The organism is Mesorhizobium sp. ESP-6-4 (assembly GCF_020164735.1).
Lineage (GTDB): Bacteria > Pseudomonadota > Alphaproteobacteria > Rhizobiales > Rhizobiaceae > Mesorhizobium.
This window is the reverse complement of sequence record NZ_JAIUGS010000004.1, coordinates 380,190-406,617: the sequence shown is the minus strand read 5'-3', so window position 1 is coordinate 406,617 and position 26,428 is coordinate 380,190. Positions and strand designations below refer to the sequence as shown.

General features: G+C 63.5%; 23 protein-coding genes and 2 tRNA genes. 17 read left to right on the top strand and 8 right to left on the bottom strand.

Annotated elements, in window-relative coordinates:
• Positions 1 to 629: 629 nt before the first annotated feature.
• A complete protein-coding gene (locus LB523_RS11560) occupies positions 630 to 1,400 on the bottom strand; it encodes a hypothetical protein (protein ID WP_140840505.1) in 771 nt (256 codons plus the stop codon).
• Between the two features lie 24 nt (positions 1,401 to 1,424).
• Positions 1,425 to 1,682 (bottom strand): hypothetical protein, encoded by a 258-nt coding sequence (locus tag LB523_RS11555; RefSeq protein WP_176476901.1) that lies wholly within the window; start codon positions 1,680 to 1,682, stop codon positions 1,425 to 1,427.
• A 251-nt stretch (positions 1,683 to 1,933) separates the two neighbouring features.
• On the opposite strand from LB523_RS11555, the gene LB523_RS11550 reads away from it, so the two are divergent.
• Positions 1,934 to 2,221, top strand: a complete 288-nt coding sequence (locus tag LB523_RS11550; RefSeq protein ID WP_095765001.1) for a hypothetical protein — start codon at positions 1,934 to 1,936, stop codon at positions 2,219 to 2,221.
• Positions 2,222 to 2,526: 305 nt separating this feature from the next.
• Here the strand turns inward: LB523_RS11550 and LB523_RS11545 are convergent.
• Positions 2,527 to 2,601: transfer RNA gene (locus LB523_RS11545), tRNA-Asn, on the bottom strand.
• A gap of 208 nt (positions 2,602 to 2,809) precedes the next feature.
• Between LB523_RS11545 and LB523_RS11540 the strand changes: the two genes are divergently transcribed.
• From LB523_RS11540 to LB523_RS11515, 6 genes are all read left to right on the top strand, one after another.
• Complete coding sequence (locus LB523_RS11540; protein ID WP_095765002.1) at positions 2,810 to 3,070, top strand: hypothetical protein; 261 nt, start codon at positions 2,810 to 2,812, stop codon at positions 3,068 to 3,070.
• A 163-nt stretch (positions 3,071 to 3,233) separates the two neighbouring features.
• Positions 3,234 to 3,307, top strand: a tRNA-Cys gene (locus LB523_RS11535).
• 92 nt (positions 3,308 to 3,399) lie between these two features.
• Complete coding sequence (locus LB523_RS11530; protein WP_224602781.1) at positions 3,400 to 4,074, top strand: protein-L-isoaspartate O-methyltransferase family protein; 675 nt, start codon at positions 3,400 to 3,402, stop codon at positions 4,072 to 4,074.
• 186 nt (positions 4,075 to 4,260) lie between these two features.
• Positions 4,261 to 5,643, top strand: a complete 1,383-nt coding sequence (locus LB523_RS11525; protein ID WP_095765004.1) for a TolC family outer membrane protein — start codon at positions 4,261 to 4,263, stop codon at positions 5,641 to 5,643.
• Between the two features lie 279 nt (positions 5,644 to 5,922).
• The gene (locus tag LB523_RS11520) at positions 5,923 to 6,753 is read left to right on the top strand and encodes a PopZ family protein (protein WP_224602779.1); all 831 of its coding nucleotides are present in this window, start codon (positions 5,923 to 5,925) and stop codon (positions 6,751 to 6,753) included.
• Positions 6,754 to 6,962: 209 nt separating this feature from the next.
• The gene (locus tag LB523_RS11515) at positions 6,963 to 9,746 is read left to right on the top strand and encodes a valine--tRNA ligase (RefSeq protein WP_224602777.1); all 2,784 of its coding nucleotides are present in this window, start codon (positions 6,963 to 6,965) and stop codon (positions 9,744 to 9,746) included.
• 69 nt (positions 9,747 to 9,815) lie between these two features.
• Here the strand turns inward: LB523_RS11515 and LB523_RS11510 are convergent, their stop codons facing one another.
• A complete protein-coding gene (locus LB523_RS11510; RefSeq protein ID WP_224602776.1) occupies positions 9,816 to 10,025 on the bottom strand; it encodes a hypothetical protein in 210 nt (69 codons plus the stop codon).
• Positions 10,026 to 10,107: 82 nt separating this feature from the next.
• Here LB523_RS11510 and LB523_RS11505 point away from each other — a divergent pair, with 82 nt between their 5' ends.
• The 3 genes from LB523_RS11505 to LB523_RS11495 all read left to right on the top strand — a co-directional run bounded on the left by LB523_RS11505 (position 10,108) and on the right by LB523_RS11495 (position 14,179).
• Complete coding sequence (locus LB523_RS11505) at positions 10,108 to 11,349, top strand: OmpP1/FadL family transporter (protein WP_224602775.1); 1,242 nt, start codon at positions 10,108 to 10,110, stop codon at positions 11,347 to 11,349.
• Positions 11,350 to 11,640: 291 nt separating this feature from the next.
• Positions 11,641 to 13,365 (top strand): dihydroxy-acid dehydratase, encoded by a 1,725-nt coding sequence (ilvD, locus tag LB523_RS11500; RefSeq protein WP_224602827.1) that lies wholly within the window; start codon positions 11,641 to 11,643, stop codon positions 13,363 to 13,365.
• Positions 13,352 to 14,179 carry a tetratricopeptide repeat protein gene (locus LB523_RS11495; RefSeq protein WP_095765008.1) on the top strand — a complete coding sequence of 276 codons (828 nt, stop codon included), beginning with the start codon at positions 13,352 to 13,354 and terminating at the stop codon, positions 14,177 to 14,179. Before ilvD ends, LB523_RS11495 begins: the two co-directional genes overlap by 14 nt.
• 319 nt (positions 14,180 to 14,498) lie before the next feature.
• On the opposite strand, the gene LB523_RS11490 is transcribed toward LB523_RS11495, so the two are convergent.
• From LB523_RS11490 to erpA, 4 genes are all read right to left on the bottom strand, one after another.
• The gene (locus tag LB523_RS11490; protein ID WP_095765009.1) at positions 14,499 to 14,792 is read right to left on the bottom strand and encodes a hypothetical protein; all 294 of its coding nucleotides are present in this window, start codon (positions 14,790 to 14,792) and stop codon (positions 14,499 to 14,501) included.
• A 71-nt stretch (positions 14,793 to 14,863) separates the two neighbouring features.
• Positions 14,864 to 15,658 carry an exodeoxyribonuclease III gene (gene xth, locus LB523_RS11485; RefSeq protein WP_224602774.1) on the bottom strand — a complete coding sequence of 265 codons (795 nt, stop codon included), beginning with the start codon at positions 15,656 to 15,658 and terminating at the stop codon, positions 14,864 to 14,866.
• Positions 15,659 to 15,665: 7 nt separating this feature from the next.
• Positions 15,666 to 16,058: a VOC family protein gene (locus LB523_RS11480; protein ID WP_224602770.1), complete on the bottom strand. Its 393-nt coding sequence runs from the start codon at positions 16,056 to 16,058 to the stop codon at positions 15,666 to 15,668.
• Between the two features lie 4 nt (positions 16,059 to 16,062).
• Positions 16,063 to 16,410: an iron-sulfur cluster insertion protein ErpA gene (gene erpA / locus LB523_RS11475; RefSeq protein WP_042644753.1), complete on the bottom strand. Its 348-nt coding sequence runs from the start codon at positions 16,408 to 16,410 to the stop codon at positions 16,063 to 16,065.
• A gap of 70 nt (positions 16,411 to 16,480) precedes the next feature.
• On the opposite strand from erpA, the gene LB523_RS11470 reads away from it, so the two are divergent.
• From LB523_RS11470 to LB523_RS11440, 7 genes are all read left to right on the top strand, one after another.
• Complete coding sequence (locus tag LB523_RS11470) at positions 16,481 to 17,710, top strand: deoxyguanosinetriphosphate triphosphohydrolase (protein ID WP_224602769.1); 1,230 nt, start codon at positions 16,481 to 16,483, stop codon at positions 17,708 to 17,710.
• Positions 17,711 to 17,771: 61 nt separating this feature from the next.
• Positions 17,772 to 19,529, top strand: a complete 1,758-nt coding sequence (gene argS / locus LB523_RS11465) for an arginine--tRNA ligase (protein ID WP_224602767.1) — start codon at positions 17,772 to 17,774, stop codon at positions 19,527 to 19,529.
• Positions 19,530 to 19,632: 103 nt separating this feature from the next.
• Positions 19,633 to 23,133: an SPOR domain-containing protein gene (locus LB523_RS11460; protein ID WP_224602764.1), complete on the top strand. Its 3,501-nt coding sequence runs from the start codon at positions 19,633 to 19,635 to the stop codon at positions 23,131 to 23,133.
• A 235-nt stretch (positions 23,134 to 23,368) separates the two neighbouring features.
• Positions 23,369 to 24,388 carry a beta-N-acetylhexosaminidase gene (gene nagZ, locus LB523_RS11455; RefSeq protein WP_224602763.1) on the top strand — a complete coding sequence of 340 codons (1,020 nt, stop codon included), beginning with the start codon at positions 23,369 to 23,371 and terminating at the stop codon, positions 24,386 to 24,388.
• A 62-nt stretch (positions 24,389 to 24,450) separates the two neighbouring features.
• Positions 24,451 to 25,251: a segregation and condensation protein A gene (locus tag LB523_RS11450; protein ID WP_095765568.1), complete on the top strand. Its 801-nt coding sequence runs from the start codon at positions 24,451 to 24,453 to the stop codon at positions 25,249 to 25,251.
• The gene (gene scpB, locus LB523_RS11445) at positions 25,248 to 26,003 is read left to right on the top strand and encodes an SMC-Scp complex subunit ScpB (RefSeq protein WP_095765016.1); all 756 of its coding nucleotides are present in this window, start codon (positions 25,248 to 25,250) and stop codon (positions 26,001 to 26,003) included. The genes LB523_RS11450 and scpB overlap by 4 nt, the downstream gene beginning before the upstream one ends.
• A gap of 179 nt (positions 26,004 to 26,182) precedes the next feature.
• Positions 26,183 to 26,401 carry a twin-arginine translocase TatA/TatE family subunit gene (locus LB523_RS11440; protein ID WP_027167260.1) on the top strand — a complete coding sequence of 73 codons (219 nt, stop codon included), beginning with the start codon at positions 26,183 to 26,185 and terminating at the stop codon, positions 26,399 to 26,401.
• Positions 26,402 to 26,428 lie beyond the last annotated feature (27 nt).

Below are 26,428 nucleotides of genomic sequence, written 5' to 3'. Positions count from 1 at the left end.
CGCGCTCCCAAGCCACCTGGCTTGCTAGCCTCGCACCGGGGCCGCCGGCCCTGGCAAGCAGCGGCGAACGCTTACAAGTCAGGCGGCTGCATCCCACAGCAGGACATTCGAGCCCGCCTGCCGTTGGCATTCTGTTCGACCGCGGGGATAAGCTCAATCGACCCTAAATCATCGCGCGATCTGACAGGTCCCAAGCCGTGCAAGGACAAGCAACGCGAAATCCGAAATGCTGCCGCCCGACAGCACCAACGAATGGGACCGGAACAAGGTCCATGGCGATGGGGACAGCATTGGGATCGAAGAGGACGAGGCCTAGCCGGCGACGACAGCGGGTCGTCACCTCGGCGAAGCGGCCCGGCAAGGCTGGCGGGGTAGAACCAGTCAGGCCGGGCCTGACCAGCAAGGCTCGCAACGCTCCGGCTGAGATCGAGCCTATCAGCCCGACCCAAGATTCTTGCCATACGAATGGAGGATGCCTAGCCAGCCAGTGGGAACCAAGACCCGCCTTGCCAATAAATCGACGGTTGTTCCTGGAACTACGGTGACCGAACTGCCCGTGCGGGTGTAGACGTTTGGCGGCTGCAGCCGTCTTCGCCGACGGTGAATGGAAGTCCGTTGTAGGCCGCCACTCAATCCAACGGGATTGGCGGATAGGCTGCTGAGTGCAAGCTGCGTTTGTACCTCGCCAAGATTTCCTCTTCGATTTCGTCGATCGCCAGCGTTAGTGCACGTTGATTGTTGGCGTCGACGTCAATGATCGACCGGCCGCGTGCCGTCAGCAAGCCGCATACGCGCGCCACGACGGTGGCCGACTGAAGCCTTTTGTCCAATCCGGTTTCGAACAAACGCTCGGCAAAGGTGTGGCTCTTCTGTCTCCGGTCAAGCCGCTCGATGAGAAGTTGCTCGCAGGCGTCGATTCTAACCACCACGTCCGACTCCGGGATGAAATCCAGCGCGTGTGCAAGGCACGTCTCATCTGCTGTTCCACTGAAGCAGGCGAGCATCGAAACCGCCTGAACGAAGGCTTCGTCGAAAATAAGAATTTCCTCGCTGGCGGCAGATTGGCGCCATGCGCGGGCAAGGCGGAGAACGTATTGACTTAGCCTGATGCGCCAGATCACGTTTCTGGGAGGCAGTGTGTGCACCAGGTTTGCGCGAATTCTGAAGTCGACGGCATTTGCGGATGGGCGACAGGCCATGCCAATCGAGCGTGCAGCCGCGCGAGCGACTCGACACATCGCAGTGACAATGCCGCCGGGGTCCAGCATCGATCGGTGAACAACCCGCCGGTCAGTGAGAACGATCCGTGCAGGGTGTCCGTGAGCCCGCAACTGTTCATAAAGCGCATGCGCAAATGTCGTTTTGCCTGACCCAGCCGGACCTGCGAATTCAACAATCATGCGTTAGGAACCCCGCTGGCCTGGCTACATGTCGTATCGGGGGACCATCTTCGGCGACCGCAGCTCCTGAGCCATTTTCGCCGCCTGGAAGGTTGTCATCAGAACGTAGGTCGTTTCACCTTCGGTCGAGTTTATGGCCAAGACCACGCGGCCAATCTCGTCACTCATGGCGCAAGACCAGTCTTTGACAGCAATCGCTCGTTTCCAGGCCATTTGCCCCTGCCTTTCCTTCGCAAGGTTATTTGGCCTCGTGAAGACCAGCAATTTGGACTGAATGCCCATTCCGTTGGGCCTAACGTCGTTGTCTGCGTTAGTTCAATTGGTGGGCAATCGAGATGCCAGGCTTCAGATTTGGCGGAATTACGGTGGCTAATGATCAGAGCCAGCGCTCCTGGAGCAATGTGAGGCTGCACCGTCACTGTAATTCGGGCGCAACCGCCTTGGTTGTTTGCAACGCGTGGGAACGTCTCGAATGACTGCGCGTTCTTTCGTCACGGTCACATTTCATTGGGACCTAACCGGAGGATATTCAAATGAAAATCAAGATGCTCTGCATGAGTGCAGTTGCGCTCGCAATGATGGGTAGTGCCGCGATGGCCGGTAGTAGCACCGGCACGTCTGCGCTCGACGACCCGGCCAAGATGTCGCCGTTCTTCACCGACGCTGGCATGAAAACATTGAGAACCGAGGCGGATTTCAAGACTGCCTGGATGGCCATGAAGCCGGATGAGCGTACAGCGATTTTGAAAGACTGCGGCGACGCAACCATCAACAAGGCGCACGCGGACTTCTGCGCGATGGCCAAGAAGATGGGAGGCTGAAGCCTCCCCTCTATGAGCACATCACACCGTTCTCCCGCTAGGGAATGATCCCAATGCGCTCGGGTGGACGGGTTGAGGCGGTCGATTCCGCATGGATGCGGCCGCCGTTTAAAACCCGCTGGCTTGCCATGGGGCGGCGGGTTTTTTTGGCGGGCGCCTGCCCTCAATTCTGCATCGCCAGCATCTGGAAACAGACAACAATCAGACGGTTTCGGTACAGTCGTGGATGCGCTTGACGGACATTACCTTGAGGTTGAAGGCCGGGCTTTGAAAACGTCGAGATACAAGGCGTTCCGAGTGGAACTTGGCTCCCCGGGCCGGATTCGAACCAGCGACCAACCGGTTAACAGCCGGTTGCTCTACCACTGAGCTACCGGGGAACGGAGGCTCTGACGTGAGTGGCGCAGCCTATAGCAAACACCTTTCGGCTTTGCAAAGAAGCATTTCGCAATTTTTCTCCAGTTTTTGATGCGGCTATTTGTGCCATCGTCCGGCGCGCCCACATATGAAGGGCTTCACACCGGCGCGGAACAAGGCGGCCGGTTGTCGTCTTGATATGGCTTAGGCAGCAGATGGGATCTGGCTTGAATGACCGCAGCGGATGATGACAACGCCCCGGCGCGGAAGATTTCGATCTTCGGCCGCGAGTTCACCATGCCGCGCTCGCGCGGCTGGCGAATCGCGATCGGCATGCTGCTTACGCTCGGCGGGCTTCTGGGCTTTCTGCCGATTCTCGGTTTCTGGATGATTCCGCTCGGTCTCCTGGTTCTATCCTATGAATTCGCGATGATCCGACGCCACCGGCGGCGTTTCGTCGTCTGGTGGGAACGCCGGCGGCGGCCCGACTGAGAGCACGGGGCGGCCTCCGCCGCAGTGATTCCGGACCCATGAAACCGATTGGTAATCACCACTTTGGCGCTCGATGCGAAAGCGCCGGGAATGATGCGCGAGCGCTTGACGACCTTTGAGCGCCAACATAATGAGTTCGCTCGGAACGCCGGGAGCATTGCGAGGCCTCGTGGCGGAGTGGTTACGCAGAGGACTGCAAATCCTTGCACCCCGGTTCGATTCCGGGCGAGGCCTCCAGATGCTTGCGGGCTCCAGCGCAATCGCGCCGGAGCGGGGTTCCGGTTGAAGTTTTGGCCGCGCGCCTGGCGCGGGGAGCGGATTGTTGGGACATGAACGCTGATTTCTCCGAACGCCGCGTGAAGATGGTCGACGGCCAGATCCGCACCACAGACGTGACCAGCGCGCCGCTCATCGAAGCGATGCTGACCGTTCCGCGCGAGGCCTTTGTCGGCGCCGGACAGCAGGATCTGGCCTATATCGACGAAGACATCCGCATTTCCGACGGCGCCAATGGCAGCGGCGCACGCTACCTGATGGAGCCGTCGCCGCTCGCCAAGCTTTTGCAGCTGGCCGAGATCGACGCGAGCGATTCGGTGCTCGATGTCGGTTGCGGCACCGGCTATTCCGCCGCGTTGCTGTCCAGGCTCGCGCGTTCCGTCGTCGCGCTGGAGAGCGATGCAGCGCTGGCGGAGGCCGCGAAATCAACACTTTCCAGCCTTGGCTGCCAAAACGTCACGGTCGTTACCGGGCCGCTGCCGCAAGGGCAGGCCGCCAAAGGGCCCTACAACGTCATCTTCATCGGCGGCAGCGTCGAGGAAGTGCCGCAGGCATTGCTCGACCAGCTCGCGGAAGATGGACGCCTGGTTGCGGTCGAAGGGCGTGGCAACTCTGGCGTGGCCCGGCTGTTTGTCAAGGCAGGGGGGGTTGTAACCGGAAGGCGTGCCTTTAATGCGGCAATTAAGCCACTACCGGGCTTCGAACGTGCTCACGCATTTGAATTCTGAGCGTTTTTGCCTTGCAGCGAAGGCGCTGTCATGATCGCTTGCGCCTGACAATCGTTGCTGATTTGGTTAACCGGGTGTTTTTGGGAGGCCGTCAGCGGGGGAACGATCAACAACGCGGCGCTGGCCGATCCGTAAGGGTAGGTTGGCGTGGCGTGGTTCCCATGCAAAACGAATGAGGGATATAACGTGCCGCCTCTACGCAAGAGTATTTTAGTAGCTATCCTTGTTTCGGCCACCGCGCTTTCGCCGCTGGCCGCCTCCGCCGAAACCATCACGGGCGCGCTCGCCAAAGCCTATCAGTACAATTCACAGCTCAACGCGGCCCGCGCTGGCGTTCGCGTCACCGATGAGGGCGTGGCCATCGCCAAGTCGGGCTGGCGCCCGACCGTCACCGGTTCGGCTAACATCGACTACACCAACATACATGGCTTTGGCACCAGCCGGAGATTAACGACGGGCAGCTTCGGAGTGCAGATCAACCAGACGCTGTTCGACGGGTTTCAGACCAAGAACAATGTCGCCGCCGCCGAATCGCAGGTGAAGGCCTCGGTCGAAAGCCTGCGCAACACCGAAGAGAATATCCTGTTCAATGCGGCGAGCGCCTATATGGACGTGATTCGCGACCGCCAGGTCGCGGCGTTGACCGAGCAAAACCTGCAGTTCCTGACCGAGCAGGCGCGCGCCGCCCGCTCGCGCTTCGAGGTCGGCGAGGGCACCCGCACCGACGTGGCCCAGGCCGATGCCTCGCGCGCGACGGCCGTGGCGCAGCTGAGCGCCGCCCGCGCGACGGCGCTGGCGAGCGCCGCCACGTATCACCAGATCGTCGGCGACGAGCCGGGCAAGCTCAAGGCAGCCTCGCCGCTTGGCAAGCTGTTGCCGGGTAGTGTCGATTCCGCCTTGGCTATCGCTTCCGCCGAACATCCCGCCATTCTTGCAACACAGCATCTCGTCGATGCCGCGGCCTTTGCGGTGAAGTCATCGGAAGGCGCGCTGCTGCCGCAGCTTACGGCTTCCGCCGGCGTTTCGGACAACTACACCCACACCGTTCCCAGTTCCATCACCAGTCCTAACGGTAGTTCGACATCGGCCAATATCGGCGCTTCGCTCACCATTCCGATCTATTCGGGTGGCCGGACCTCGGCGCTGGTGCGGCAGAGCAAGGAATCACTGGGCGAGGCCCGCATCCAGGTCGATGTCAGCCGCGACCAGGTGCGCCAGGCCGTGGTCTCGGCCTGGACGCAATATGTCGCCGCGCGCCAGAGCGTGGATGCCAACAGGCAGGTGATCGATGCCGCGCAACTGGCGCTCAACGGCGTCATCGAGGAGCGCAATGTCGGGCAGCGCACGACGCTGGACGTGTTGAACGCGCAGAACGCGGTCATTACTGCCAAGATCAACCAGGCCAGTTCCGAGCGCGACGTGGTGGTGGCGAGCTATGCCATCCTGTCGGCGATGGGCCGGCTGTCGGTCGACCGTCTTGGCCTGGCAGTCGCCAAATACCGGCCGGAAGAGCACTACAACGCCGTCAAGGACAAGTGGATCGGACTGCGCACGCCCGACGGGCGCTGATTGCCGACAGCATGCTTCCTGCGAGCGCCGCGTGTCCGATGGACGCGCGGCGTTTGTCTTTCCGGGAGACTCATTCGGCTGCGCGCCGCCTAATCTGTTGAAATCCAACGTGTCCCCAGATTGGGGATTCTCGGATGACGATCGGTCGGTTACGCTGTTTCCATTGATTCGAATTCCGGCCCGGGCAGGACGGAATTCTTGGGCGGGTCAAGTTCTTGAACGGTCGGTTCTGGAACAGGTCAAGTTCTTGGACAGGTCACTAGGGCGGCGGATGTGACGATGGCGACGGCAAGCAGCGCGCAGCGCGAACCTTCCATGGAAGAGATACTGGCTTCCATCCGAAGGATCATCGAAGACAGCGACACCGGGCGCAAGCAACCGGCCGAGGCCGGCGAGCTGCGCCAGGATCTGGAGCCGGCCGCGGCTGGCGCGCCGGCTGTCGAGGTTGATGCCTTTCGTTCCGAATTGCATGCCGACGTCCGCAAGCCGCCGACGCTGGCGGAGGTCCAGGCGCAGCTTGCGGCGACCGATCCCGCGTCGGCGCGTGCCGAGGCTCGCCACGAGCCGGTCAGGGCGACATCCACGCCGACGACCTTGTCGGAGCTCGGGGCCCGCAGCGCTGCTCAGCCGAGTGTGTCGCCGGCGGCCAGCAAGCCCGCCGCGGCAAACGCGCCGCAGACCGCGGAGACCATCGTCACCGATTGGCGGCGGGAAATCGCCGCGGCGGGCGGCAGCACGGTCACCGCGAAGCCGACCGCCCGGGCGCCGGAAGCCGCGCCGCGGGTCGAGATCGAGAAGGTCGAGGCCGAAAAGGAAGAGGTCCGGTCGGCGGCGGAAGCTTCCGCGCAAGCCGGCGGCTCCCGGGCCTCCGAACCGGAGGCGCAGCCGGCCCGGCCCGCGATCCTTTCCGAGCATACGGGCCGGCAGGTCGCAGCAGCCTTTGGCGAGCTTTCCGATGCTTTTGCCAGCCGCGGCAAGAAAAGCTTCGACGAGATGGCCGAGGAGATGCTGCGGCCGATGCTGCAGGATTGGCTCGACAACAACCTGCCGACGCTGGTCGAAAGGCTGGTACGCGAGGAGATCGAGCGCGTGGCGCGCGGGGCGCAGTAACCGCCGCAACATGCAGGCTGACAAGCGCCGCCTTGGGGCGGCGCTTTTGTTTAAGGTGCCTGGATGAACGCGCCTGTCCTGGCTTAGCCGGCATTGCCGCTGGCCGCGGCAGACCTATCTGTGGAAGCGATCGCAGCGCTCGCGGTTGACTCGGCCAAGACCTTCCGATTTACACCGGACGCTTGTTCCCGACAGTTCGGATCTCCTCCATGCTTGATAAGACCTACGACGCCAAAGCCGTCGAGCCGAAGATCGCCAAAATCTGGGAAGAGGCCGATGCCTTTCGAGCGGGCGCCGGCGCGGAGGAAGGGGCCGAAGCCTTCACCATCGTCATCCCGCCGCCGAACGTCACCGGCTCGCTGCATATGGGCCATGCGCTCAACAACACGCTGCAGGACATTCTGGTGCGCTTCGAGCGCATGCGCGGCAAGAACGTGCTCTGGCAGCCCGGCATGGATCACGCCGGCATCGCCACGCAGATGGTGGTCGAGCGTCAGCTCATGGAAAAGCAGATCCACCGCCGCGATCTGACGCGCGAAGAGTTCATCGAGAAGGTTTGGGAGTGGAAGGCCGAATCCGGCGGCGCGATCTTCAACCAGCTGAAGCGGCTCGGCGCTTCGGCCGACTGGTCGCGCGAACGCTTCACCATGGACGAAGGCCTGTCCAAGGCCGTGCTCGAAGTCTTCGTCACCCTCTACAAGGAAGGCCTTATCTACAAGGACAAGCGCCTTGTGAACTGGGACCCGAAGCTGCTCACCGCCATTTCCGACCTCGAGGTCGAGCAGCACGAGGTGAACGGCAATCTCTGGCACTTCCGCTATCCGATTGACGGCGAGGCGTTCGACCCCGAGAACCCCAAGACCTTCATCACGGTCGCCACGACGCGTCCCGAGACGATGCTCGGCGACACGGCCGTGGCCGTGCATCCCGATGACGAGCGCTTCTCCGGTCTGGTCGGCCGCAACGTCGTGCTGCCGATCGTCGGCCGCAAGATACCGATCGTCGCCGACGAGTATTCCGATCCGGAAAAAGGCTCCGGTGCGGTCAAGATCACGCCGGCGCATGACTTCAACGACTTCGAGGTCGGCAAGCGCCACAAGCTGCCGGCGATCAACATCCTGACGGTCGAAGCGGCCATCAAGCTGAAGGACAATGAGGACTTCCTGGCCGGCCTAGAGGTCACGCCGGGGCGCCAGGCGGTATGGGACGAGCTGGATGGGCTCGACCGCTTCACTGCCCGCAAGAAGATCGTCGAGCTGATGGAGGCCGGCGGCTTCCTCGACAAGATCGAGCCGCACCGGCACACCGTGCCGCATGGCGACCGCGGCGGCGTGCCGATCGAGCCGTTCCTGACCGACCAGTGGTACGTGAACGCCGCCGAGCTCGCCAAGCCGGCGATTGCCTCGGTGCGCGAGGGCCGTACCAACTTCGTGCCGAAGAATTGGGAAAAGACCTATTTCGACTGGATGGAGAACATCCAGCCCTGGTGCATCTCGCGCCAGCTCTGGTGGGGTCACCAGATCCCGGCCTGGTACGGACCGGACGGGCACGTCTTCGTCGAGAAGACCGAGGAAGAGGCGCTTGCTGCGGCAATCGAATATTACCTGGCGCTGGAAGGGCCGTGGAAGGCCTGGGTCGAGGACAAGCTCGAGAACTTCCAGCCCGGCGAGATCCTGACCCGCGACGAGGACGTGCTCGACACCTGGTTCTCGTCGGCGCTGTGGCCGTTCTCGACGCTCGGCTGGCCCGACCAGACGCCGGAGCTCAAGACCTATTACCAGACCGACGTGCTGGTGACCGGCTTCGACATCATCTTCTTCTGGGTCGCCCGCATGATGATGATGGGCCTGCACTTCATGGACGAGGAGCCGTTCCACACCGTCTATGTACACGCGCTGGTGCGCGACAAGAACGGGCAGAAGATGTCGAAGTCGAAAGGCAACGTCATCGATCCGCTCGACCTGATCGACGAATATGGCGCCGATGCGCTGCGCTTCACGCTGACCGTCATGGCGGCGCAAGGCCGCGACGTGAAGCTCGATCCGGCGCGCATCGCCGGCTACCGCAATTTCGGCACCAAGCTGTGGAACGCGACGCGCTTCGCCGAGATGAACGACGTCGCGCGCAACGACGAGTTCTGGCTGAACGACGCCAAGCTGCCGGTCAACCGCTGGATCCTGACCGAGCTGACGCGGGCGGCGCGCGCCGTCACTGAAGGCATCACCAGCTATCGTTTCAATGAAGCGGCGGGCGCTGCCTACCGCTTCGTCTGGAACCTGTTCTGCGACTGGTACCTGGAACTGTTGAAGCCGGTGTTCATGGGCACGGACGAGGCCGCCAAGGCCGAGAGCCGGGCCTGCGTCGCCTTCGTGCTGGACGAAATCTACAAGCTCCTGCATCCGATGATGCCGTTCATGACCGAGGAATTGTGGGCGCAGACCGCGGGCGAGGGCAAGGAGCGCTCGTCGCTGCTTTGCCATGCCGCATGGCCTTCGCCCGACTTCGAGGATGAGGAGGCCGCCGCCGACATCAACTGGCTGGTCGATCTCGTCTCGGGCGTCCGCTCGGTGCGCTCGGAGATGAATGTGCCGCCGGCGGCAATCGCGCCGCTGACGGTGATCGGCGCCAACACGCTGACGCAGGAGCGGCTGGAGCGCCACGCCCAAGCGATCAAGCGGCTGGCGCGCGTCGGCGACATCGCGCTCGCCGATGCGCCGCCGCAAGGCTCGGCGCAGATCGTGATCAACGAGGCGACGGTAAGCCTGCCGCTCGGCAGCCTGATCGATCTCCAGGCCGAAGCCGCGCGGCTGCAGAAGGAACTGGCGAAGGTCACCGAGGAGATCGCCCGCCTGCACAAGAAGCTGTCGAACGAAAAGTTCGTCGCCAACGCGCCGGAAGAAGTGGTCGAGGCAGAGCGCGAGAAACTCGCCGAATATCGCGAGGCGCAGGAGAAGCTTTCGGTGGCTTTGACCAGGGTGCGCGACGCCGGCTGAACGGCAAGAGTCGGCGTCGGCGGAGAGGGACTTTCCGGTACGTTAGCTGCCTCGAAAATGCGGCTGCCGTTACGTTAATTTTGACGTAAACGGAAAGTTTGCGCCCCATTGTTGCCATAATGTAACAATGGGGGCCGTCAGCCCAAAACCGGCTGTTTTTGCCCCGTTTTTGGCAGTTTCCCCGGATTTTTTCGATCCTTTGACGCCGGTTCGCGCGACTTGGGCGCCGATTGCGGCGTCGATGACCATGGCAAAAATAGGTGCTGTCCAGATGTACATGTACAGCTCCTGAAATCGTTGTTGCGTCGTTAACCCGAATTGGTTCTAGCTTGAGCCACTTGTATTTTGGGGAGGGATTTCCATGAACATTTTGCGAGTCAAAGCGCTGCTGGGGGCAGGCTGCTTTTCGATCGCTTTGGTCGGCGCCGCAGTCGTCCCAGCGCATGCCGGCGGCCTGGAGCGCGGCGGTTACGATATCGATTTGCTGTTCGATCCGGCGCCGGTCGCGACGGAGGCGGAAGCCACCTACGTGATGCCGGATCGCAAGTACAAGAACGCGAGGGGGCCGGCCGGCTTCAATTTTCTCAGTTCTACTGCCGACGGGGCGGAGCCTTATTGGGTGCCGCGCATCGGGGTGAAGGCTCAAGTCGTTCAGGGCGTCGACTGCATGGTTGACTATTCGCAGCCTTGGGGTGCCCACACAGCCCCGGGCGCGTCCTGGAATGGCGCGTTTTCCAATGTTGAAACGGATATCAAGAGCAATAACTACGCTGGAACCTGCTCCTATAAGTTCGATGTAGGTAAAGGTCAGCTCCGTTTTATCGGCGGCTTGTTCTACCAAGATATTTCAGGCTTCAAGGAAAGCTTGATTGGTTTCAACCCGTTAACCGGAACGGGACCGATTGGTCGCGTCGATCTGGACGCAAGTGGTTGGGGCTGGCGCGCCGGCGTTGCCTACGAAATCCCCGAGATCGCACTTCGGGCCAGCTTGGTCTACAATTCACAAGTTAAGCTTGACAATATCTCCGGCACACTGACTGCGGCGTCATTACCCGGGGGCTCTGCGGCGATCTACGGCAGCACGCAACATATGCCGGACTCTGTGGAGTTGAAGCTTCAGTCGGGTATCGCGCCCGGCTGGCTTGCGTTCGGCTCGATCAAGTGGGTCAACTGGAGTGTACTGCAGAGTGTTCCGATTTGTTCCGAGCAGACCAAAGGTCTGGCTGCGTGCACGACGGTTTCGCCCTTCCCGGTTCGGCTTACTTCTCTTGATCTGATGTATCGTGACGGTTGGACCATTTCCGGTGGTATCGGTCACAAGTTCAATGATGAATGGAGCGCTGCTGGTCAGCTTTCTTGGGATCGCGGCACTTCGCATGGCTATGGTGTCCAAACCGATACCTGGACGCTCGGCGGCGGCGTTGCCTATACGCCTCAGCCAAATATCGAGCTTCGCTTGGCCGGTGCTATCGGCGTCATGACCAGCGGCCATTCTGGGACGCTTAGCGACGAGAATGGTTATGTTGCAGGCCCAGACGCTACCTATGACGTCGGCAACGATCTGATCACGGCGATTTCGGGCGGAATCAAGATCAAGTTCTAAGTTTATGAAAATTCAACGAAAAAGGCCGGGCATCCCCCGGCCTTTTTCGTTGAGCTGACGGCGGATGAACCCGGTCTCTCCGCTCGCTGTTGCAGTTTCGCGTCACAACCGGCGCCTCGTACGATTGTGACGTTTTGGCAACAGTTTATGAACAACCCCCGCGCTAAAAGACTTGCCGAGGGAACTGCCCATTTCCCGCCATAAACCCGGAGCACCCGAGATATGTCCCGGGATGCGTGCCAGGTTGGCGCGGCGATGGGACCGGCCGCGGGGTGTGCGGCAAGGACGATGATGGACGCCAAGGCAATCTCCAAGGCCAAGCTGCCCAGCCGCTACGTGACCGAAGGTCCGGCGCGGGCGCCGCATCGTTCGTATCTCTATGCCATGGGGCTGTCGGCGGCCGAGATCGCGCAGCCTTTGGTCGGCGTCGCCAGTTGCTGGAACGAGGCGGCTCCCTGCAACATCTCGCTGATGCGCCAGGCGCAAGTGGTCAAGAAGGGCGTTGCGGCCGCCAACGGCACGCCGCGCGAGTTCTGCACCATCACTGTCACCGACGGCATCGCCATGGGCCACCAGGGCATGAAGTCGTCGCTGGTGTCGCGCGAGGTCATCGCCGATTCGGTCGAGCTCACCATGCGCGGCCATTGCTACGATGCGCTGGTCGGGCTCGCCGGCTGCGACAAGTCGCTGCCCGGCATGATGATGGCGATGGTGCGCCTCAACGTGCCGTCGATCTTCATCTATGGCGGCTCTATCCTGCCCGGCAGCTATCGCGGCCGGCAGATCACCGTGCAGGACGTGTTCGAGGCGGTCGGCCAGCATTCGGTCGGATCGATCAGCGACGCCGAATTGCTCGAGATCGAGCAGGCGGCCTGTCCTTCGGCCGGTTCCTGCGGCGCCCAGTTCACCGCCAACACCATGGCGACCGTTGCCGAGGCGATCGGTCTTGCGCTGCCCTATTCCTGCGGCGCGCCGGCGCCATACGAGATGCGCGACCGCTTCAATTTCGCCTCGGGCGAAAAGGTCATGGAACTGATCGCCAGGAACATCCGGCCGCGCGACATCGTCACGCGCAAGGCGCTGGAGAACGCGGCGACCGTGGTGTCGGCCACCGGCGGCTCGACCAACGCGGCGCTGCACCTGCCGGCGATCGCGCATGAGGCCGGCATCAAGTTCGACCTGTTCGACGTGGCGGCGATCTTCGAGAAGACGCCCTATATCGCCGACCTCAAGCCGGGCGGCAAATATGTCGCCAAGGATATGTTCGAGGCCGGCGGCATTCCGCTTCTGATGAAGACGCTGCTCGACCACGGCTATCTGCATGGCGACTGCTTGACGGTCACTGGCCGCACTTTGGCCGAAAATATGGAGCACGTTTCCTGGAATGAAAGCCAGGATGTTGTGCGTCCCGCCAATCGGCCAATCACCAAGACAGGCGGGGTTGTGGGCTTGAAGGGCAACCTTGCCCCCGAAGGCGCGATCGTGAAGGTCGCGGGCATGTCGGAACTGAAATTCTCCGGTCCGGCGCGCTGCTTCGATTCTGAAGAAGAGTGCTTCGAGGCGGTCACGCAGCGCAACTACCGGGAAGGCGAGGTTCTCGTCATTCGCTACGAGGGGCCGCGCGGCGGTCCGGGCATGCGCGAGATGCTGTCGACGACGGCGGCGCTCTACGGCCAGGGCATGGGCGGGAAGGTGGCGCTGATCACCGACGGGCGCTTCTCCGGCGCCACGCGCGGCTTCTGCATCGGCCATGTCGGGCCGGAAGCGGCGGTCGGCGGGCCGATCGGGCTGATCCAGGACGGCGACGTGATCTCGATCGACGCCGTGCAAGGCACGATCGAGGTGGCCCTGTCGGACGCCGAACTGGCGACCCGGGCAAAGAACTGGAAGGCGCGCAAGACCGACTATCAGTCCGGCGCGATCTGGAAATATGCGCAGGCCGTAGGGTCGGCCCGCGACGGCGCGGTGACCCATCCGGGCGCCGCCAAAGAAACGCACTGCTATGCGGACATCTGAGGTGTTGAGGTCGTCTGTCTTTTCGGCACTGGTCGCTCTGGCGACCCTGGGCGCCGTCGGGCAGGCCATGGCCTTCGACGACAAGGTGTTCGACGACAAGACCGGCGTGAAGCCGCAGTCGAGCCCCTGGGCGGTGTTCCAGTTCGGGTTCTCCGCCTACAAGAGCGGCCATAAGGATCAGGCGGTCGAGGCCTATAAATACGCCGCCGAGAACGGCCAGATCGGCGCCACCTGGAAGCTTGCGCGCATGTATGCCGAAGGCGACGGCGTGACGCGCGACGATTACGCCGCTTTCAAGTTCTTCTCGGAAATCGTCGATCAGGATGTCGAGCCCGGCTCGCCGGAAGAAAGCTATGTGTCGGACGCGCTGGTGGCGCTCGGCGACTATCTTCGCAAGGGCATTCCCGGCACCCCGGTCGAGGAAAACGACGTCGCGGCGCAGGAATATTACATGCGCGCCGCCGCCAACTACCGCAACCCGAACGCCCAGTTCGAGATCGGCCAGATGTTCCTCAAGGGCGAGGGCGGTGTGAAAGCCAGCGTCAAGCAGGCAGGCCGCTGGCTGCAACTCGCGGCCGAGAAGGGCCATGCCGGCGCGCAGGCGACGCTCGGCAATCTACTGTTCCAGAGCGGCAAGGTCGTGCGCGGCCTGGCGATGATGACGGCGGCGCTGGCGCGGGCTCCGGCGGCCGACCAGCCCTGGATCCGCAACATGCAGGAAGAGGCTTTCGCCGCGGCCGGCGAGGCCGATCGCAGGACCGCGATCTCGCTCGCCGACGATATCCTGACCAAGGGCAACAACGGCGACCAGTAAGCGCAGGTTGGCGATAGCGTGCATGGCAGCTTGGCGCATGCATTGGCTAATGTAGCGCTGGTCGACCCCCCACTCCGTCTCGGCTTCGCCGAGCCACCTCTCCCCCGATCGACGGGGTAGAGGAAAGGCGCCAAGCTTTGCCGTCAACGTCCGTCCAGCAACGCTCCCTTCCTTTCCCTCCGGAGGGGGAAGGTGGCGCTGCGAAGCAGCGACGGATTGGGGGAACCACCTGGCAATCAAGCCTCGGCCTGATCAGTCGCGCCAGTCTCAGAAGATGTGTGCATAGCGTAACCTGGATGGTGGGGAGATCAACGAAGCCTCAATTCTCGGTCGGCTCCGTCGGCGTCTGGCCGGGCGTCGGGGTGGAAAGCGACGTCGGGTGCGGCTTTGGCGCTTCGCCCGGACATTCGTCCTTGATCCTGGTCCAGGACGTGTTGTTGAGAACCATGTCGCAGCGGGCGAGGTAACTCTCGCCGGCCAGCGTCAGGCACGCCGTCTCGCCGACGTTGAAGGATTTGCCGTTGGCAAGACAGGTTGGCGCCGCCAGCAACGGCGCCGGCGCGGCAAGCGCCAAGGCAAGGCCAGCTGGCCAGAAAAGAAATCGGATCGCCATTCAACCCCCACAGCAAGCCGCATCAAAGACGGGATTTGTGGCGATACTGGGTCCGGGTGCCTGGCAACGTCTCAGGCGGGCTGCAGGCTCAGGTCGATAGCGACCGGCACGTGGTCGGACGGCTTTTCCCAGGCGCGGACGTGCTTTTCCACCGAGGCCGACGAGAAGCGGTTGGCGGCTTCGGGCGAGAGCAGCAGGTGGTCGATGCGGATGCCGTTGTTCTTCTGCCAGGCGCCGGCCTGATAATCCCAGAAGGTGTAGACGCCGGCCGAGTCGGTCACGGCGCGCACTGCTTCGGTGAAGCCGAGATTCTTCAGCCGGCGGAAGGCCTGCCTCGTCTGCGGTTGGAACAGCGCATCGCCCAGCCAATTTTCGGGAAACCGGGCATCGGCGGGTTCGGGAATGACGTTGTAGTCGCCGGCCAGCACCAGCGCTTCCTCGAGCCGCAGCCGCTCCTGCGCCCAACGCTCCAGCCGCGCCATCCAGGCGAGCTTGTAGGAAAACTTCCGTTCATCGTCGACCGGATTGCCGTTCGGCAGATAGAGCGAAGCGACGCGCAAGGCGTCCTGGTCGGTGGAAAAAACGCCTTCGATGAAGCGGGCATGATCATCCGCATCGTCGCCCGGCAGGCCGCGATTGACCTCGTCGAAGGGAAGCTTCGACAGAAGAGCGACGCCGTTAAAACTCTTCTGGCCGTTGGTCTCGACATTGTAGCCCAGCGCCTCGATCTCGGCGCGCGGGAACTGGTCGTCGACAGTCTTGATCTCCTGCAGGCACACGATGTCCGGCGCGCTTTCGGTCAGCCAGTGGGTGAGGTTGCCGATGCGGGCGCGAACGCCGTTGATGTTCCAGGTGACGATCTTCATGAGGACCTCAATGCTCTTCGGACGGCAGACGTTCGACGAGGCCGATCGTATTGCCTGCGGGGTCCTTTAGAAAGGCCATCCATTCGCTTTCCCCCGCCGGGCCGAACCGCCCCTCGGTGTCGCGGTGGACGAGCGTCGGCGGCGCGGTGAAGGGAATGCCCGCGGCTTTCGCCTCGGCGTGGAAGGCTTCGAGGCCGGCGATGTCGAAATAAACGGTGCCGGCCGGAACGCCGTCGGTGAAGAGGAGGCGCACGTCACCGGCCATAATGAAGGCAATACCGGGCGGGTCGTAGCGAGCGTGCACGTTCAGACCAAGCACGTCGCGCCAGAAAGCAAGCGTCGCATCGAGATCGCGGCCAGCCGAGAGCGCGACCTGACGGACCGCGCCGATGGCAGGCATCGGACTATATGGAAAAGCTCGTACCGCAGCCGCAGGAGGCGACCGCGTTCGGGTTCCTGATCTGGAAGGACTGGCCCATCAGATCGTCGACGAAGTCGATCACTGAGCCGCCCATATAGACCAGCGACAGGTCGTCGATCAGGATGGTTGCGCCGTCCTTCTCGATGGCGACATCGTCATCGTTGCGGTCGCCTACCAAATCGAACTTGTAGGAAAAGCCGGAGCAGCCGCCGCCTTCGACGGAAACGCGCAGCGCCGTCTTGCCCGGTTCGCCGGAAACAATCCTGGCGATCCGCTTCGCCGCGGCATCGGTCATCTCGACCTTCATGGCAGTCTTGGCATCCGCGCCCATCGGCGTCACCTTGCTTTCGGTTTCACATGATAGGTATGAAGCGGGCGGGGCCAAGTCAACTGGTGGATCAATGGACGAGCGGCAGGGCAAGGATGCTCTCGGCGACATCGGGTTCGGCGACCGGCCGCGCGCCGTCTATGCGAGCGATCCGGCGCGCTCGCGCGGTCGCCTGTTCGACGAGCCGGAAAGCCCGACCCGCACACCGTTCCAACGCGACCGCGACCGCATCATCCATTCCACCGCCTTTCGCCGGCTGAAGCACAAGACGCAGGTGTTCGTCGCGCATGAGGGCGATCACTACCGCACGCGGCTGACGCATTCGATCGAGGTGGCGCAGATCGCCCGCGCGCTGGCACGGGCATTGCGCGGCGACGAGGATCTCGCCGAAGCCGTGGCGCTGGTGCATGATTTCGGCCATACGCCCTTCGGCCATACGGGCGAGGACGCGCTCAACGAGAAGATGGCGACCTGGGGCGGCTTCGATCACAACGCCCAGTCGCTGCGTATCGTGACGCGGCTCGAGCGGCGCTATGCCGAATTCGACGGGCTGAACCTCACCTGGGAAACGCTGGAGGGGCTGGTCAAGCACAATGGCCCGCTGGCCGACGCGAGCGGGAAGGGGCTCAAGGGCCCGGTGCCGCAGGCGATCCGCGACTATTCGGAGCTGCACGATCTCGAGCTCGACCGCTTCGCCGGCATCGAGGCGCAGTGTGCGGCGATCGCCGACGACATTGCCTACAACGCCCATGACATCGACGACGGCTTGCGCGCCGGCCTGCTGACGCTGGATATGCTTGGAGAGGTCGGTCTGCCCGGCTCGATCCTGGACAGCGTGCGTGCCAAATATCCTCAGCTCGACGATGTTCGCACCGGCCACGAGCTGATGCGCCGGCAGATCACGCTGATGGTCGAGGATGTCATCGCATCGACCATCGCCAATATCGAGCGGCTCAAGCCGGACAGCGCCGATGCGGTGCGAGCGGCCGGCGAGACCCTGGTGACCTTCTCGGCCAGCATGGCGGCGGCCGAAAAGGAATTGAAGGCCTTTCTCTACAAGCATCTCTACCGGCATGCGGAGGTTATGCGGGTGCGGGCCGATGCCGAACAGATCGTGCGCGAGCTGTTCGACGTCTATTTCGCCGATCCGCGCGCCATGCCCGACGGCTGGCGCGAAGGGCTCGACCGGGCCGAGGACCGCATCAAGGCGCGCAGCGTCGCCGACTTCCTGGCCGGCATGACCGACACCTACGCCCTCAAGGAACATCGGCGTCTGTTTGACCATACGCCCGATTTGAGCTAGGGCGAGCCTCGATTTTGCCGGCCATCGAGCCGGTCGCCTCTTAAAGCCCAGAGCACTTCCGATGAATATCTTCGCCGATTTCAACACGCGGATCATAAAAGCCGTCGAAGCCCTTGACCTGAAAGACAAGGATGGAGCCGCGCCCGACCTGTCGCGTGTCGCGGTCGAGCCGCCGCGCGACGCGAGCCATGGCGACCTCGCGACCAACGCGGCGATGGTGCTGGCCAAGCCCACCGGACAGAACCCACGCGCGCTTGCCGAGAAACTCGCCGAAGCGCTGCGGGGCGACGCTGATATTGCCTCGGCCGAGATCGCCGGGCCGGGCTTCGTCAATCTCAGACTGAAGGACGCATTCTGGCACACGCACCTGGCGGCGTTGCTCGGCGAGGGGCGCAATTATGGCCGCTCGACCGTCGGCGGCGGCCGCAAGGCCAATGTCGAATATGTCTCGGCCAACCCGACCGGCCCCATGCATGTTGGCCACTGCCGCGGCGCCGTGGTCGGCGATGCTTTGGCCAATCTGATGGCCTTCGCCGGCTACGACGTGACCAAGGAATACGTCATCAATGACGCCGGCTCGCAGATCGACGTGCTCGGCCGCTCGGCGTTGCTGCGCTATCGCGAGGCGCTCGGCGACGATATCGGCGAGATCCCGTCCGGCCTCTATCCGGGCGACTATCTGGTCCCCGTCGGCCAGGCGCTGGCCAAGGAATTCGGCCGCGGCCTGCTGCAAATGCCGGAAGAGGAGGCGCTGGCGATCGTCAAGGACCGCACCGTCGACGCGATGATGGCGATGATCCGCGAGGATCTGGCGCTGCTCAACGTGCATCACGACGTGTTCTTCTCCGAGCGCACGCTGCATGCCGACAACGCCAAGAAGATCCGGGCGGCGATCGCCGACCTGACGCTGAAGGGCCACATCTACAAAGGCAAGCTGCCGCCGCCCAAGGGCGAGAAGCCGGACGACTGGGAAGACCGCGAGCAGACGCTGTTCCGCTCGACCGCGGTCGGCGACGACATGGACCGGGCGCTGGTCAAGTCAGACGGCTCGTTCACCTATTTCGCCGCCGACGTTGCCTACCTGAAGGACAAGGTCGACCGCGGCTTCGTCGACCTGATCTATGTGCTCGGCGCCGACCATGGCGGCTACGTCAAGCGGCTCGAAGCGCTGGCGCGCGCGGTTGCCGGCGATGCCGTCAAGCTCACCGTGCTGCTTTGCCAGCTCGTAAAACTGTTCCGGGACGGCGAGCCGGTCCGCATGTCGAAACGGTCCGGCGATTTCATCACGCTGCGCGAGGTCGTGGAGGAGGTCGGCCGCGACCCGATCCGCTTCATGATGCTTTACCGTAAGAACGACGCGCCGCTCGACTTCGACTTCGCCAAGGTCACCGAGCAGTCGAAGGACAATCCGGTGTTCTACGTGCAGTATGCGTCGGCGCGCTGCCATTCCGTTTTCAGGCAGGCGAGCGAGCAGCTCGGCGAGGCGAACTTCGATCGCAACCGGCTCGCGGCCTCGGTGGCTGCGCTGGCCGACGAGGGCGAGATCGCGCTGATCCGGAAGCTGGCCGAATATCCCCGGCTGATCGAATCCGCGGCGCTTTCGCTGGAGCCGCACCGGCTGGCATTCTACCTCTACGATCTGGCTTCCGGCTTCCATGCACAGTGGAATCGCGGCAACGACAACCAGGACTTACGTTTTGTTAAGGTTAACGACCGAGAATCGACTTATGCCAGACTAGGGCTGGTGCAGGCTGTTTCGGATGTTTTGACTTCCGGCTTGACGCTTATCGGGGCAGACGCGCCCATCGAAATGCGTTAGGTTTAACTAAAAAACCTGTCACCTTTTGCCCACATTGCGCTGGTAAGGGCCAACCCTGCGCGACGTCCATGGCGTCCGACTGTGTGCGAGTTCGGGAACAATAATGGCAGACAGAACCCCGCTGAAAGTAGCCGACCACAACGACATCGCCGACGATGATCCGTTCGCTGAACTGACCCGGATCATGGGTTTCGATCCGCGCCAGCCGGTGCGGCAGCCGGCCCCCGCGACCGAAAAGGCCAATCAGGCCGTGGAGGCTGACGATTTCGACATCGACCTCGAGAAGGAGTTGATGGGCGAGTTCGATTCCGTCGAGGAAAGCGCGCCGGTCGTTCAGCAGGCTGCACTGCATCAGATCAGCAAAGAGCCGGCCTTCGAGGCTGCCAGCGCCGCCGCGAATGACGACGAGCTCACCGCTTCCTTCGAGCAGGATTTCGTATTCGACGACGCGGCGGATTATGCCGACTTCGCTGTGGCCCGTGCGCCGGAGCCGGATTTTGCGCCGCAGCCGCAGGCGGCGCCCGAACCGGAAGTCGCGCCAGAGGCGCATTTTGCATCTGAGGCGCATTTCGCGCCGGTGCCAGAAGAAGCTTCCGAGCCGGAAGTCGCTTTCGACGACGATTTCGACAAGGCGGTCGCCAGTTCGCTCGATGTCTCGCCGGTCGAAGATGATCTTGCGATCGACCGGGAAATGGCGGCTTCGCTGGACCAGGATTTCCAGCTCGACCATCACGAGCCTGCCAATCTCGACGATCAAGAGCTCGCCAACCTCGACGATCAAGAGCCGGCTGACGCGCGTCAGGACGCCGTCGAGGCCATGCAGGCCGCAAGCGAGGCGGCGTTCGACGCCGATTTCGACAACGCGGTCCAGATGTCGCTCGAAGACGAGCTGTCGTTTGAGAGCCACGAGCCGGAGCAGCAAGCGCAGGCCGCCGAGCCGGTCGAAGCTCACGCAGCCGCCCCGCTGATTTCCGAGGATGATTTTGCCGGTCATTTCGATCAGGCGATGACCGATGTCGATATCAATCTCGGCCAGGATATGGATCTCGGCCAGGATCTTGGGGAGCCTGAGCCGTCGCTTGACGACGAGCCTGCGCCGGCTGTCGAGGCGCCGGCCGAGACGGCCGCCGCCGAGCCGGAGCTTGCCGCGCCCGAACCTGCCGCCGCGCTGACCCTCGATGACGATTTCGAGCTGAGCTTTCGCGATGCGTTGAACGAGGAGCCGCAAGCTCCGGCCGTCGAGCCTGTTGCCGCGCTGCAGCCGACCGTCGCCGAGGCGGCTCCCGTCGTCGCCGCTCCGGTTCCGCCGAGCGCCGCCGTTGAACCCGTGAAACCGGCCGCCAGCGAGCGCAGCCTGGAAGACGAACTCAATGCGCTGCTTGGCGCCATGACTGCGCGGCCGATGCCGGCTGTCAGGGAGCCTGCTCCCGCGCCCCGGCTGGTTGCGCAACCTGCGAGCTACGAAAGCGAGAAGACCGAGACCGACGATCTCGACTGGAATCTTGACGAGCAGCAGCCGTCGCAGAGCGGCCAGGGCGGTCAGCCGGTTGAAAGCGACTTGGACGACCTGCTCGCCAGCGAGCTCGATCACCAGGATTTCGCAACCTCGGCCAAGGCAGAGCCCGCGGTCGATTTTGATGACGACGAATTCGGCGCCGCTTTCGCCCGGAGTATCGAGGCCGAGCAGGAGGCCGCCCGGGCGAAGGCAAATTCGTCCGATTGGCTGCATTCGACGAACGCCGAGCCGGCAAGGTCGTGGAGTCGCTCGACCCCGACCGCCGCTCCGCCGGTGCAGGCTTCGTTTGCTGCGCAGCCGGCAGCCTCGGCGCCGGTGCAGATGACCGCGCCTTCAGCGCCAATGCAGGTGGCGGCGCCGGCCTACCGCAGCGAACTGGCTACGGATTATTCCGCCTACGCCAAGCCGGCGCAGGCGCCCGTGCCGCAAGCCCGCGAGCATGATGACATGCCCGACGTCGAGACGGTCGACGTGCCGGAGCGCGTGGTCGCGCTCGCGGACGACCTCGACATTCCGGAGCTCAGCTTCGAAGAGGACCAGCCGGCGGCACCCGCATATGACGATCTCGATGCGGAATTCGCCAGCCTGCTCACCGACATGAACGCGACGGAGATCGCGTCGGCGCCGACACAGAGCCGCGGCTATGACGACGAATCCTATAATGCCGGCTTCAATGGCTATGATCGTCGCGACTTGCGTGCCGAGGCTCCGGCGGCTCCGGTGACCCCGGCTGCGCTTGCCGCCGCGAATGATTACGATGCCGATGATTTGCCCGGCAGCCGGCCGGTTTCGCAGGCGGACGAATTCGCCGCCGATGAGCTCGACTATGATCCCGAGCTCGAAGAAGCGATGGCGATCCCCGGGCTTGCCGAGCGCGAAGCGGCGCAGCCGCGCAGGCGCGGCGTGATGATCGCGGCGCTCGTCGGCGCAGTGGTGGTTTTCGGCGGCCTTGGCGCGCTGGCCTTCTCCTTCGGCGGCAAAGGCGGCAGCGCTGCCCCGGTGATCGTCAAGGCCGACAATTCGCCGATCAAAGTGAAGCCCGAAAATCCGGGCGGCACGGTGGTGCCGAACCAGGACAACAAGGTTTACGACGCGGTCGCCAAGGGCGGCGGCGCGGCCAAGCCGGCCGAGCCGGTGCAGCAGAAGCTGGTGAACACCACCGAGCAGCCCGTGGACCTGGCATCGAAAGAACCGCCGCAGAGCCGTGTGGTCGACCTTTCGCCCAACGACAATGGCGCCGCGGCCGGCACTGACGCCGCCGGCGATCCAGGCACAGCATTGCCCGGCGTCGAGCAAGCGGCTGTGCCCGCAAGCACGCAACCTGCCGCGCCCGCAAGCGCGCAGCCTACCGCGCCGGCAAGCGCGCAGCCGGTGGCACCGGCGCCGAAGTCGGAAGACCGCATCGCCCAGGTGCTGCAGCAGGATGCCGAGAACACCGCCAACAACGATGTCGTCGCCGTCGCGCCGCGCAAGGTGAAGACGATGATGGTGAAACCCGACGGCTCGCTGGTGCCGCGCGAGGACCCGGCTCCAGCCGCTGCGCCGAAGGTCGCCGCGGCTGAACCGAGCGATCCGGCGCCGCAACATGTCGCGCCGGCCTCCGACGGCCAGCAGACGGGAACCGTGGCTTCCGACGCGGGCCAGATCGTTACGGACCAGGCCGATGCGCCGGCCGTCAAGCCGGTGAAACCCGCGAAGAAGACTGAAGCCAAGGCGCAGTCGGCCAACACGCCGGCAGTGGCGCCGGTGGCGCCGGCGCGTCCGTCCGACCAGCCGGTCGATATCGTCGGCGAGGTCAAGCCGGACCAGGTCGCTTCGATCGATCCGGCGGCGGCCGCCGGCGGCGGCTCGTGGTCGATGCAGATCGCCTCGCAGCCGACGGTCGAAAGCGCGCAGTCGACCTATCAGGACCTGCAGCGCCGCTATGGCGGCGTGCTGTCCGGCCGCACGGCCAACATCGTCAAGGCCGAGGTCGCGGGCAAGGGTACCTTCTACCGCGTCCGCGTTGCGGCCCAGTCGCGCAACGATGCGATCAGCCTTTGCACCAGCTACAAGGCGGCCGGCGGCAACTGCTTCGTATCGCGCTGATTAAATCAAGCCTATCAAAGCCGGCGCCGCCGCGAGGCCGCGCCGGCTTTTCCTTGTGGACGGTTGCGGGCTTTAGTGCGTTTCACCGTTTCACGGAAACGGCGAAACGCCCTATCTCTTTGTTTTTTACGCAATTCCGGACGGAAAACCGCTCACACTTTTCCTGGAATTGCTCTAACTGGTCCGAGGACAGGGGTGATTCCCTTTGCTCGCTCAAAGCCTTAAGCTTCCGGGCATGAGCGAATCAAAATCCATGATCCTCGGCTGCGCCGGGAAATCCCTCACAGAGGACGAAATCCATTTCTATCGGGACGAACGTCCCTGGGGCTTCATCCTGTTTGCGCGCAACATCGGCGAGGCCGGGCAGATCCGCGACCTCGTCGCCTCGATGCGCGACTGCGTCGGTCGCCCGGAGGCTCCGGTCTTCATCGACCAGGAAGGCGGCAGGGTGCAGCGCCTGCGTCCGCCGTTGGCGCCGAACTACCCGGCCGGCGGCGCGCTTGGCGCGTTGTGGCGCGACGACCGCGAGGCCGGCCGCCGCGCCGCCTGGCTGATGGCACGGCTGCATGCCTTCGATCTCTCGCGCTTCGGCATCACCGCCGACTGCCTGCCGGTGCTCGATGTGCCCGTCGAAGGCGCCAGCGACGTCATCGGCGCGCGTGCCTATGGCAAGGAGCCCAACGCCGCGATCGAGCTTGGCCGGGCCTCGGCCAAGGGGCTGATGTCGGGCGGCGTGCTGCCGGTGATGAAGCATATTCCCGGCCACGGCCGCGCCTTTGCCGACACGCATTTCGCGCTGCCGACCGTCGATACGCCGCTCGATGAACTCAGACGGCATGATTTTGCCCCGTTCAAGGCGTTGAACGAGCTGCCGATGGCGATGACGGCGCATGTCGTCTATAGCGCCGTCGATCCCGACAATCCGGCGACGACGTCCGTCAAGGTCGTCGATCAGGTGATCCGCGGCGAGATCGGCTTCGACGGGCTGCTGATGAGCGACGACACGTCGATGAAGGCACTTTCTGGGGATTTCCCGACAAAGGCGGCCTCGATCCTTGCGGCCGGCTGCGATCTGGTCCTTCACTGCAACGGCGTTTTCGAGGAGATGTCGGGGATCGCGTCGCGCACGACGGCGCTGTCAGGCAAGTCTTTGCAGCGCGCCGAGCGGGCGCTGACCTATATAAAGGATCGCGACGTCGCCGACGAAACGGCCATACGCGCAGAATTCGCCACCTATTTCGAAGCGGTGGCCTGAACCGAAGGGACGAAAGGCAAGTGGCGGAGACATTGGAAAGCAAGGCCGCGAAGGCCGCACCGATGGACCGCCTGTGGGCCGAGAACGACGATTCACGCCTGACTGGCGACCCGTCGCTGGTCGTCGACGTGGCGGGTTTCGAAGGCCCGCTCGATCTTCTTTTGCATCTTGCCCGCAACCAGAAGGTCGATCTGGCGCGCATTTCTATCCTGGCGCTCGCGGAGCAATATCTGGCCTTCGTCGAAAAGGTGCGGGCCCTGAGGCTCGAGCTTGCCGCCGACTATCTGGTGATGGCGGCGTGGCTGGCTTTCCTCAAGTCGAAGCTCTTGATCCCGAAACAGCCGGGCGAGGAGGGCGAAAGCGGCGAGGAACTGGCGGCCGTGCTGCAATTCCGGCTGAAGCGCCTTGAAGCCATGCGCGACGCCTCAGCGCGGCTAGTGAACCGCAACCGCCTTGGCCGCGACGTCTTTGCGCGCGGCATGCCGGAAATGGTCATTGTCGAGAAGCGCAACAGCTTTTCGGCTTCGCTCTACGATCTGCTCACCGCCTATGCGCAGCAGCGCCAGCGGCAGGCGATCAACAATGTGACGATTGCCCGGCGCGCCGTGTGGTCGTTGAAGGATGCGCGCGAGGTGCTGGCGCGGCTGATCGGCTCGGTCGGCGACTGGACGACGCTCGACAGCTTCCTGATCGAATATCTGGCGGCGCCGGAAGAGAAGCGCACGGCGATGGCCAGTTCCTTCGCGGCGACGCTCGAGATGGTGCGCGAGGGCAAATTGGAAGTGCGGCAGGATCAGGTGTTCGCGCCGATCTATCTGCGCGGCCGCGCGCAAGGGGTAAGGGCAGTCGAGGTGGTATCATGAGCGAACGCGCCAACGCGTCGGTCATCCCGTTCAAGGTCGAGGACGAACCGGAAGACGAGATGGCCGAGCAGGGTTCCATCGAAAACCCGGCCGAGCGGCTGCAATTGTCGGAAGCGGTGCGCATGGCCGAGGCGATCATATTCGCCAGTGCCGAGCCGGTCAGCGAAAAGCAGCTTGCCGCGCGCCTGCCGGAAGGCGTCAACATTGCCGCCGCAATGGCGGATCTGCAGGAAATCTATGCCAAGCGCGGCGTCAACCTGGTACGGGTCGGCGATGCCTGGGCCTTCCGCACCGCGGGCGACCTGGCTTTCCTGATGAGCCGGGACTCCGTGCAGCAAAGGAAGCTCTCTCGCGCGGCGCTCGAAGTGCTGGCGATCATCGCCTATCACCAACCGGTGACGCGCGCCGAGATCGAGGACATCAGGGGGGTCGAAACGTCGAAGGGCACGCTCGACACGCTGCTGGAAACGGAGTGGGTCAGGATGCGCGGCCGCCGCCGCACGCCCGGACGGCCGGTGACCTACGGCACCACCGACGCTTTCCTCGATCATTTCGCGCTGGAGGAGATCCGTGATCTGCCCGGCATGGAAGAGCTGAAGGGCGCTGGCCTGCTCTCGACGCGCATGCCGGCGAATTTCTCGATGCCGGTTCCGCCGGCCGACCCGGACGCGCTCGCCGAAGACGAGGATGCGCTGACGGATATCGACCTCGAGGAGCTCGGGCTGCTGACGCCGCGCGTCACCGACGAGTGATGATCAAATCGCCGCGAATGGTCTATTAGCAGAGGCTGCGCGGATTCGTAGCAAGCCGCTCACGCCGAAAGTGCGTGACATCCGCTAGCCATTTTATCAACTTCGTAGCGGTTGTGTTTGAATCCCTGGGCGAAAACGCATAGATCATCGCCGAGGGAAACCATTCGAGAGAGATTGTTATGGGTTCATTTTCGATTTGGCACTGGATGATCGTGCTGGTCATCGTGCTTCTGGTGTTCGGCCGCGGCAAGATTCCGGAACTGATGGGCGACATGGCCAAGGGCATCAAGAGCTTCAAGAAGGGCATGGCCGACGACGACGCCGACGACAAGCGTACCGTCGAGCATCGCGCTGACGAGACTGTTTCGCCGGCCAAGGAAAAGGTCAGCAAGAGCTGATCTTGGTTGTTGCTTTGAGCATGCCGT

Bases quoted from the DNA above. Each gene is read 5' to 3' on its own strand.
- LB523_RS11560 (WP_140840505.1), bottom strand. From the start codon at position 1,400: ATGATTGTTGAATTCGCAGGTCCGGCTGGGTCAGGCAAAACGACATTT.
- LB523_RS11515 (WP_224602777.1), top strand. From the start codon at position 6,963: ATGCTTGATAAGACCTACGACGCCAAAGCCGTCGAGCCGAAGATCGCC.
- erpA (WP_042644753.1), bottom strand. From the start codon at position 16,410: ATGGGCGCGGATGCCAAGACTGCCATGAAGGTCGAGATGACCGATGCC.
- argS (WP_224602767.1), top strand. From the start codon at position 17,772: ATGAATATCTTCGCCGATTTCAACACGCGGATCATAAAAGCCGTCGAA.
- scpB (WP_095765016.1), top strand. From the start codon at position 25,248: ATGAGCGAACGCGCCAACGCGTCGGTCATCCCGTTCAAGGTCGAGGAC.
- xth (WP_224602774.1), bottom strand. From the start codon at position 15,658: ATGAAGATCGTCACCTGGAACATCAACGGCGTTCGCGCCCGCATCGGC.
- LB523_RS11510 (WP_224602776.1), bottom strand. From the start codon at position 10,025: ATGTACATCTGGACAGCACCTATTTTTGCCATGGTCATCGACGCCGCA.
- LB523_RS11540 (WP_095765002.1), top strand. From the start codon at position 2,810: ATGACCGCAGCGGATGATGACAACGCCCCGGCGCGGAAGATTTCGATC.
- LB523_RS11470 (WP_224602769.1), top strand. From the start codon at position 16,481: ATGGACGAGCGGCAGGGCAAGGATGCTCTCGGCGACATCGGGTTCGGC.
- LB523_RS11490 (WP_095765009.1), bottom strand. From the start codon at position 14,792: ATGGCGATCCGATTTCTTTTCTGGCCAGCTGGCCTTGCCTTGGCGCTT.
- LB523_RS11450 (WP_095765568.1), top strand. From the start codon at position 24,451: ATGGACCGCCTGTGGGCCGAGAACGACGATTCACGCCTGACTGGCGAC.
- LB523_RS11520 (WP_224602779.1), top strand. From the start codon at position 5,923: ATGGCGACGGCAAGCAGCGCGCAGCGCGAACCTTCCATGGAAGAGATA.
- ilvD (WP_224602827.1), top strand. From the start codon at position 11,641: ATGGACGCCAAGGCAATCTCCAAGGCCAAGCTGCCCAGCCGCTACGTG.
- LB523_RS11440 (WP_027167260.1), top strand. From the start codon at position 26,183: ATGGGTTCATTTTCGATTTGGCACTGGATGATCGTGCTGGTCATCGTG.
- LB523_RS11495 (WP_095765008.1), top strand. From the start codon at position 13,352: ATGCGGACATCTGAGGTGTTGAGGTCGTCTGTCTTTTCGGCACTGGTC.
- LB523_RS11480 (WP_224602770.1), bottom strand. From the start codon at position 16,058: ATGCCTGCCATCGGCGCGGTCCGTCAGGTCGCGCTCTCGGCTGGCCGC.
- LB523_RS11550 (WP_095765001.1), top strand. From the start codon at position 1,934: ATGAAAATCAAGATGCTCTGCATGAGTGCAGTTGCGCTCGCAATGATG.
- LB523_RS11460 (WP_224602764.1), top strand. From the start codon at position 19,633: ATGGCAGACAGAACCCCGCTGAAAGTAGCCGACCACAACGACATCGCC.
- nagZ (WP_224602763.1), top strand. From the start codon at position 23,369: ATGAGCGAATCAAAATCCATGATCCTCGGCTGCGCCGGGAAATCCCTC.
- LB523_RS11530 (WP_224602781.1), top strand. From the start codon at position 3,400: ATGAACGCTGATTTCTCCGAACGCCGCGTGAAGATGGTCGACGGCCAG.
- LB523_RS11555 (WP_176476901.1), bottom strand. From the start codon at position 1,682: ATGGGCATTCAGTCCAAATTGCTGGTCTTCACGAGGCCAAATAACCTT.
- LB523_RS11505 (WP_224602775.1), top strand. From the start codon at position 10,108: ATGAACATTTTGCGAGTCAAAGCGCTGCTGGGGGCAGGCTGCTTTTCG.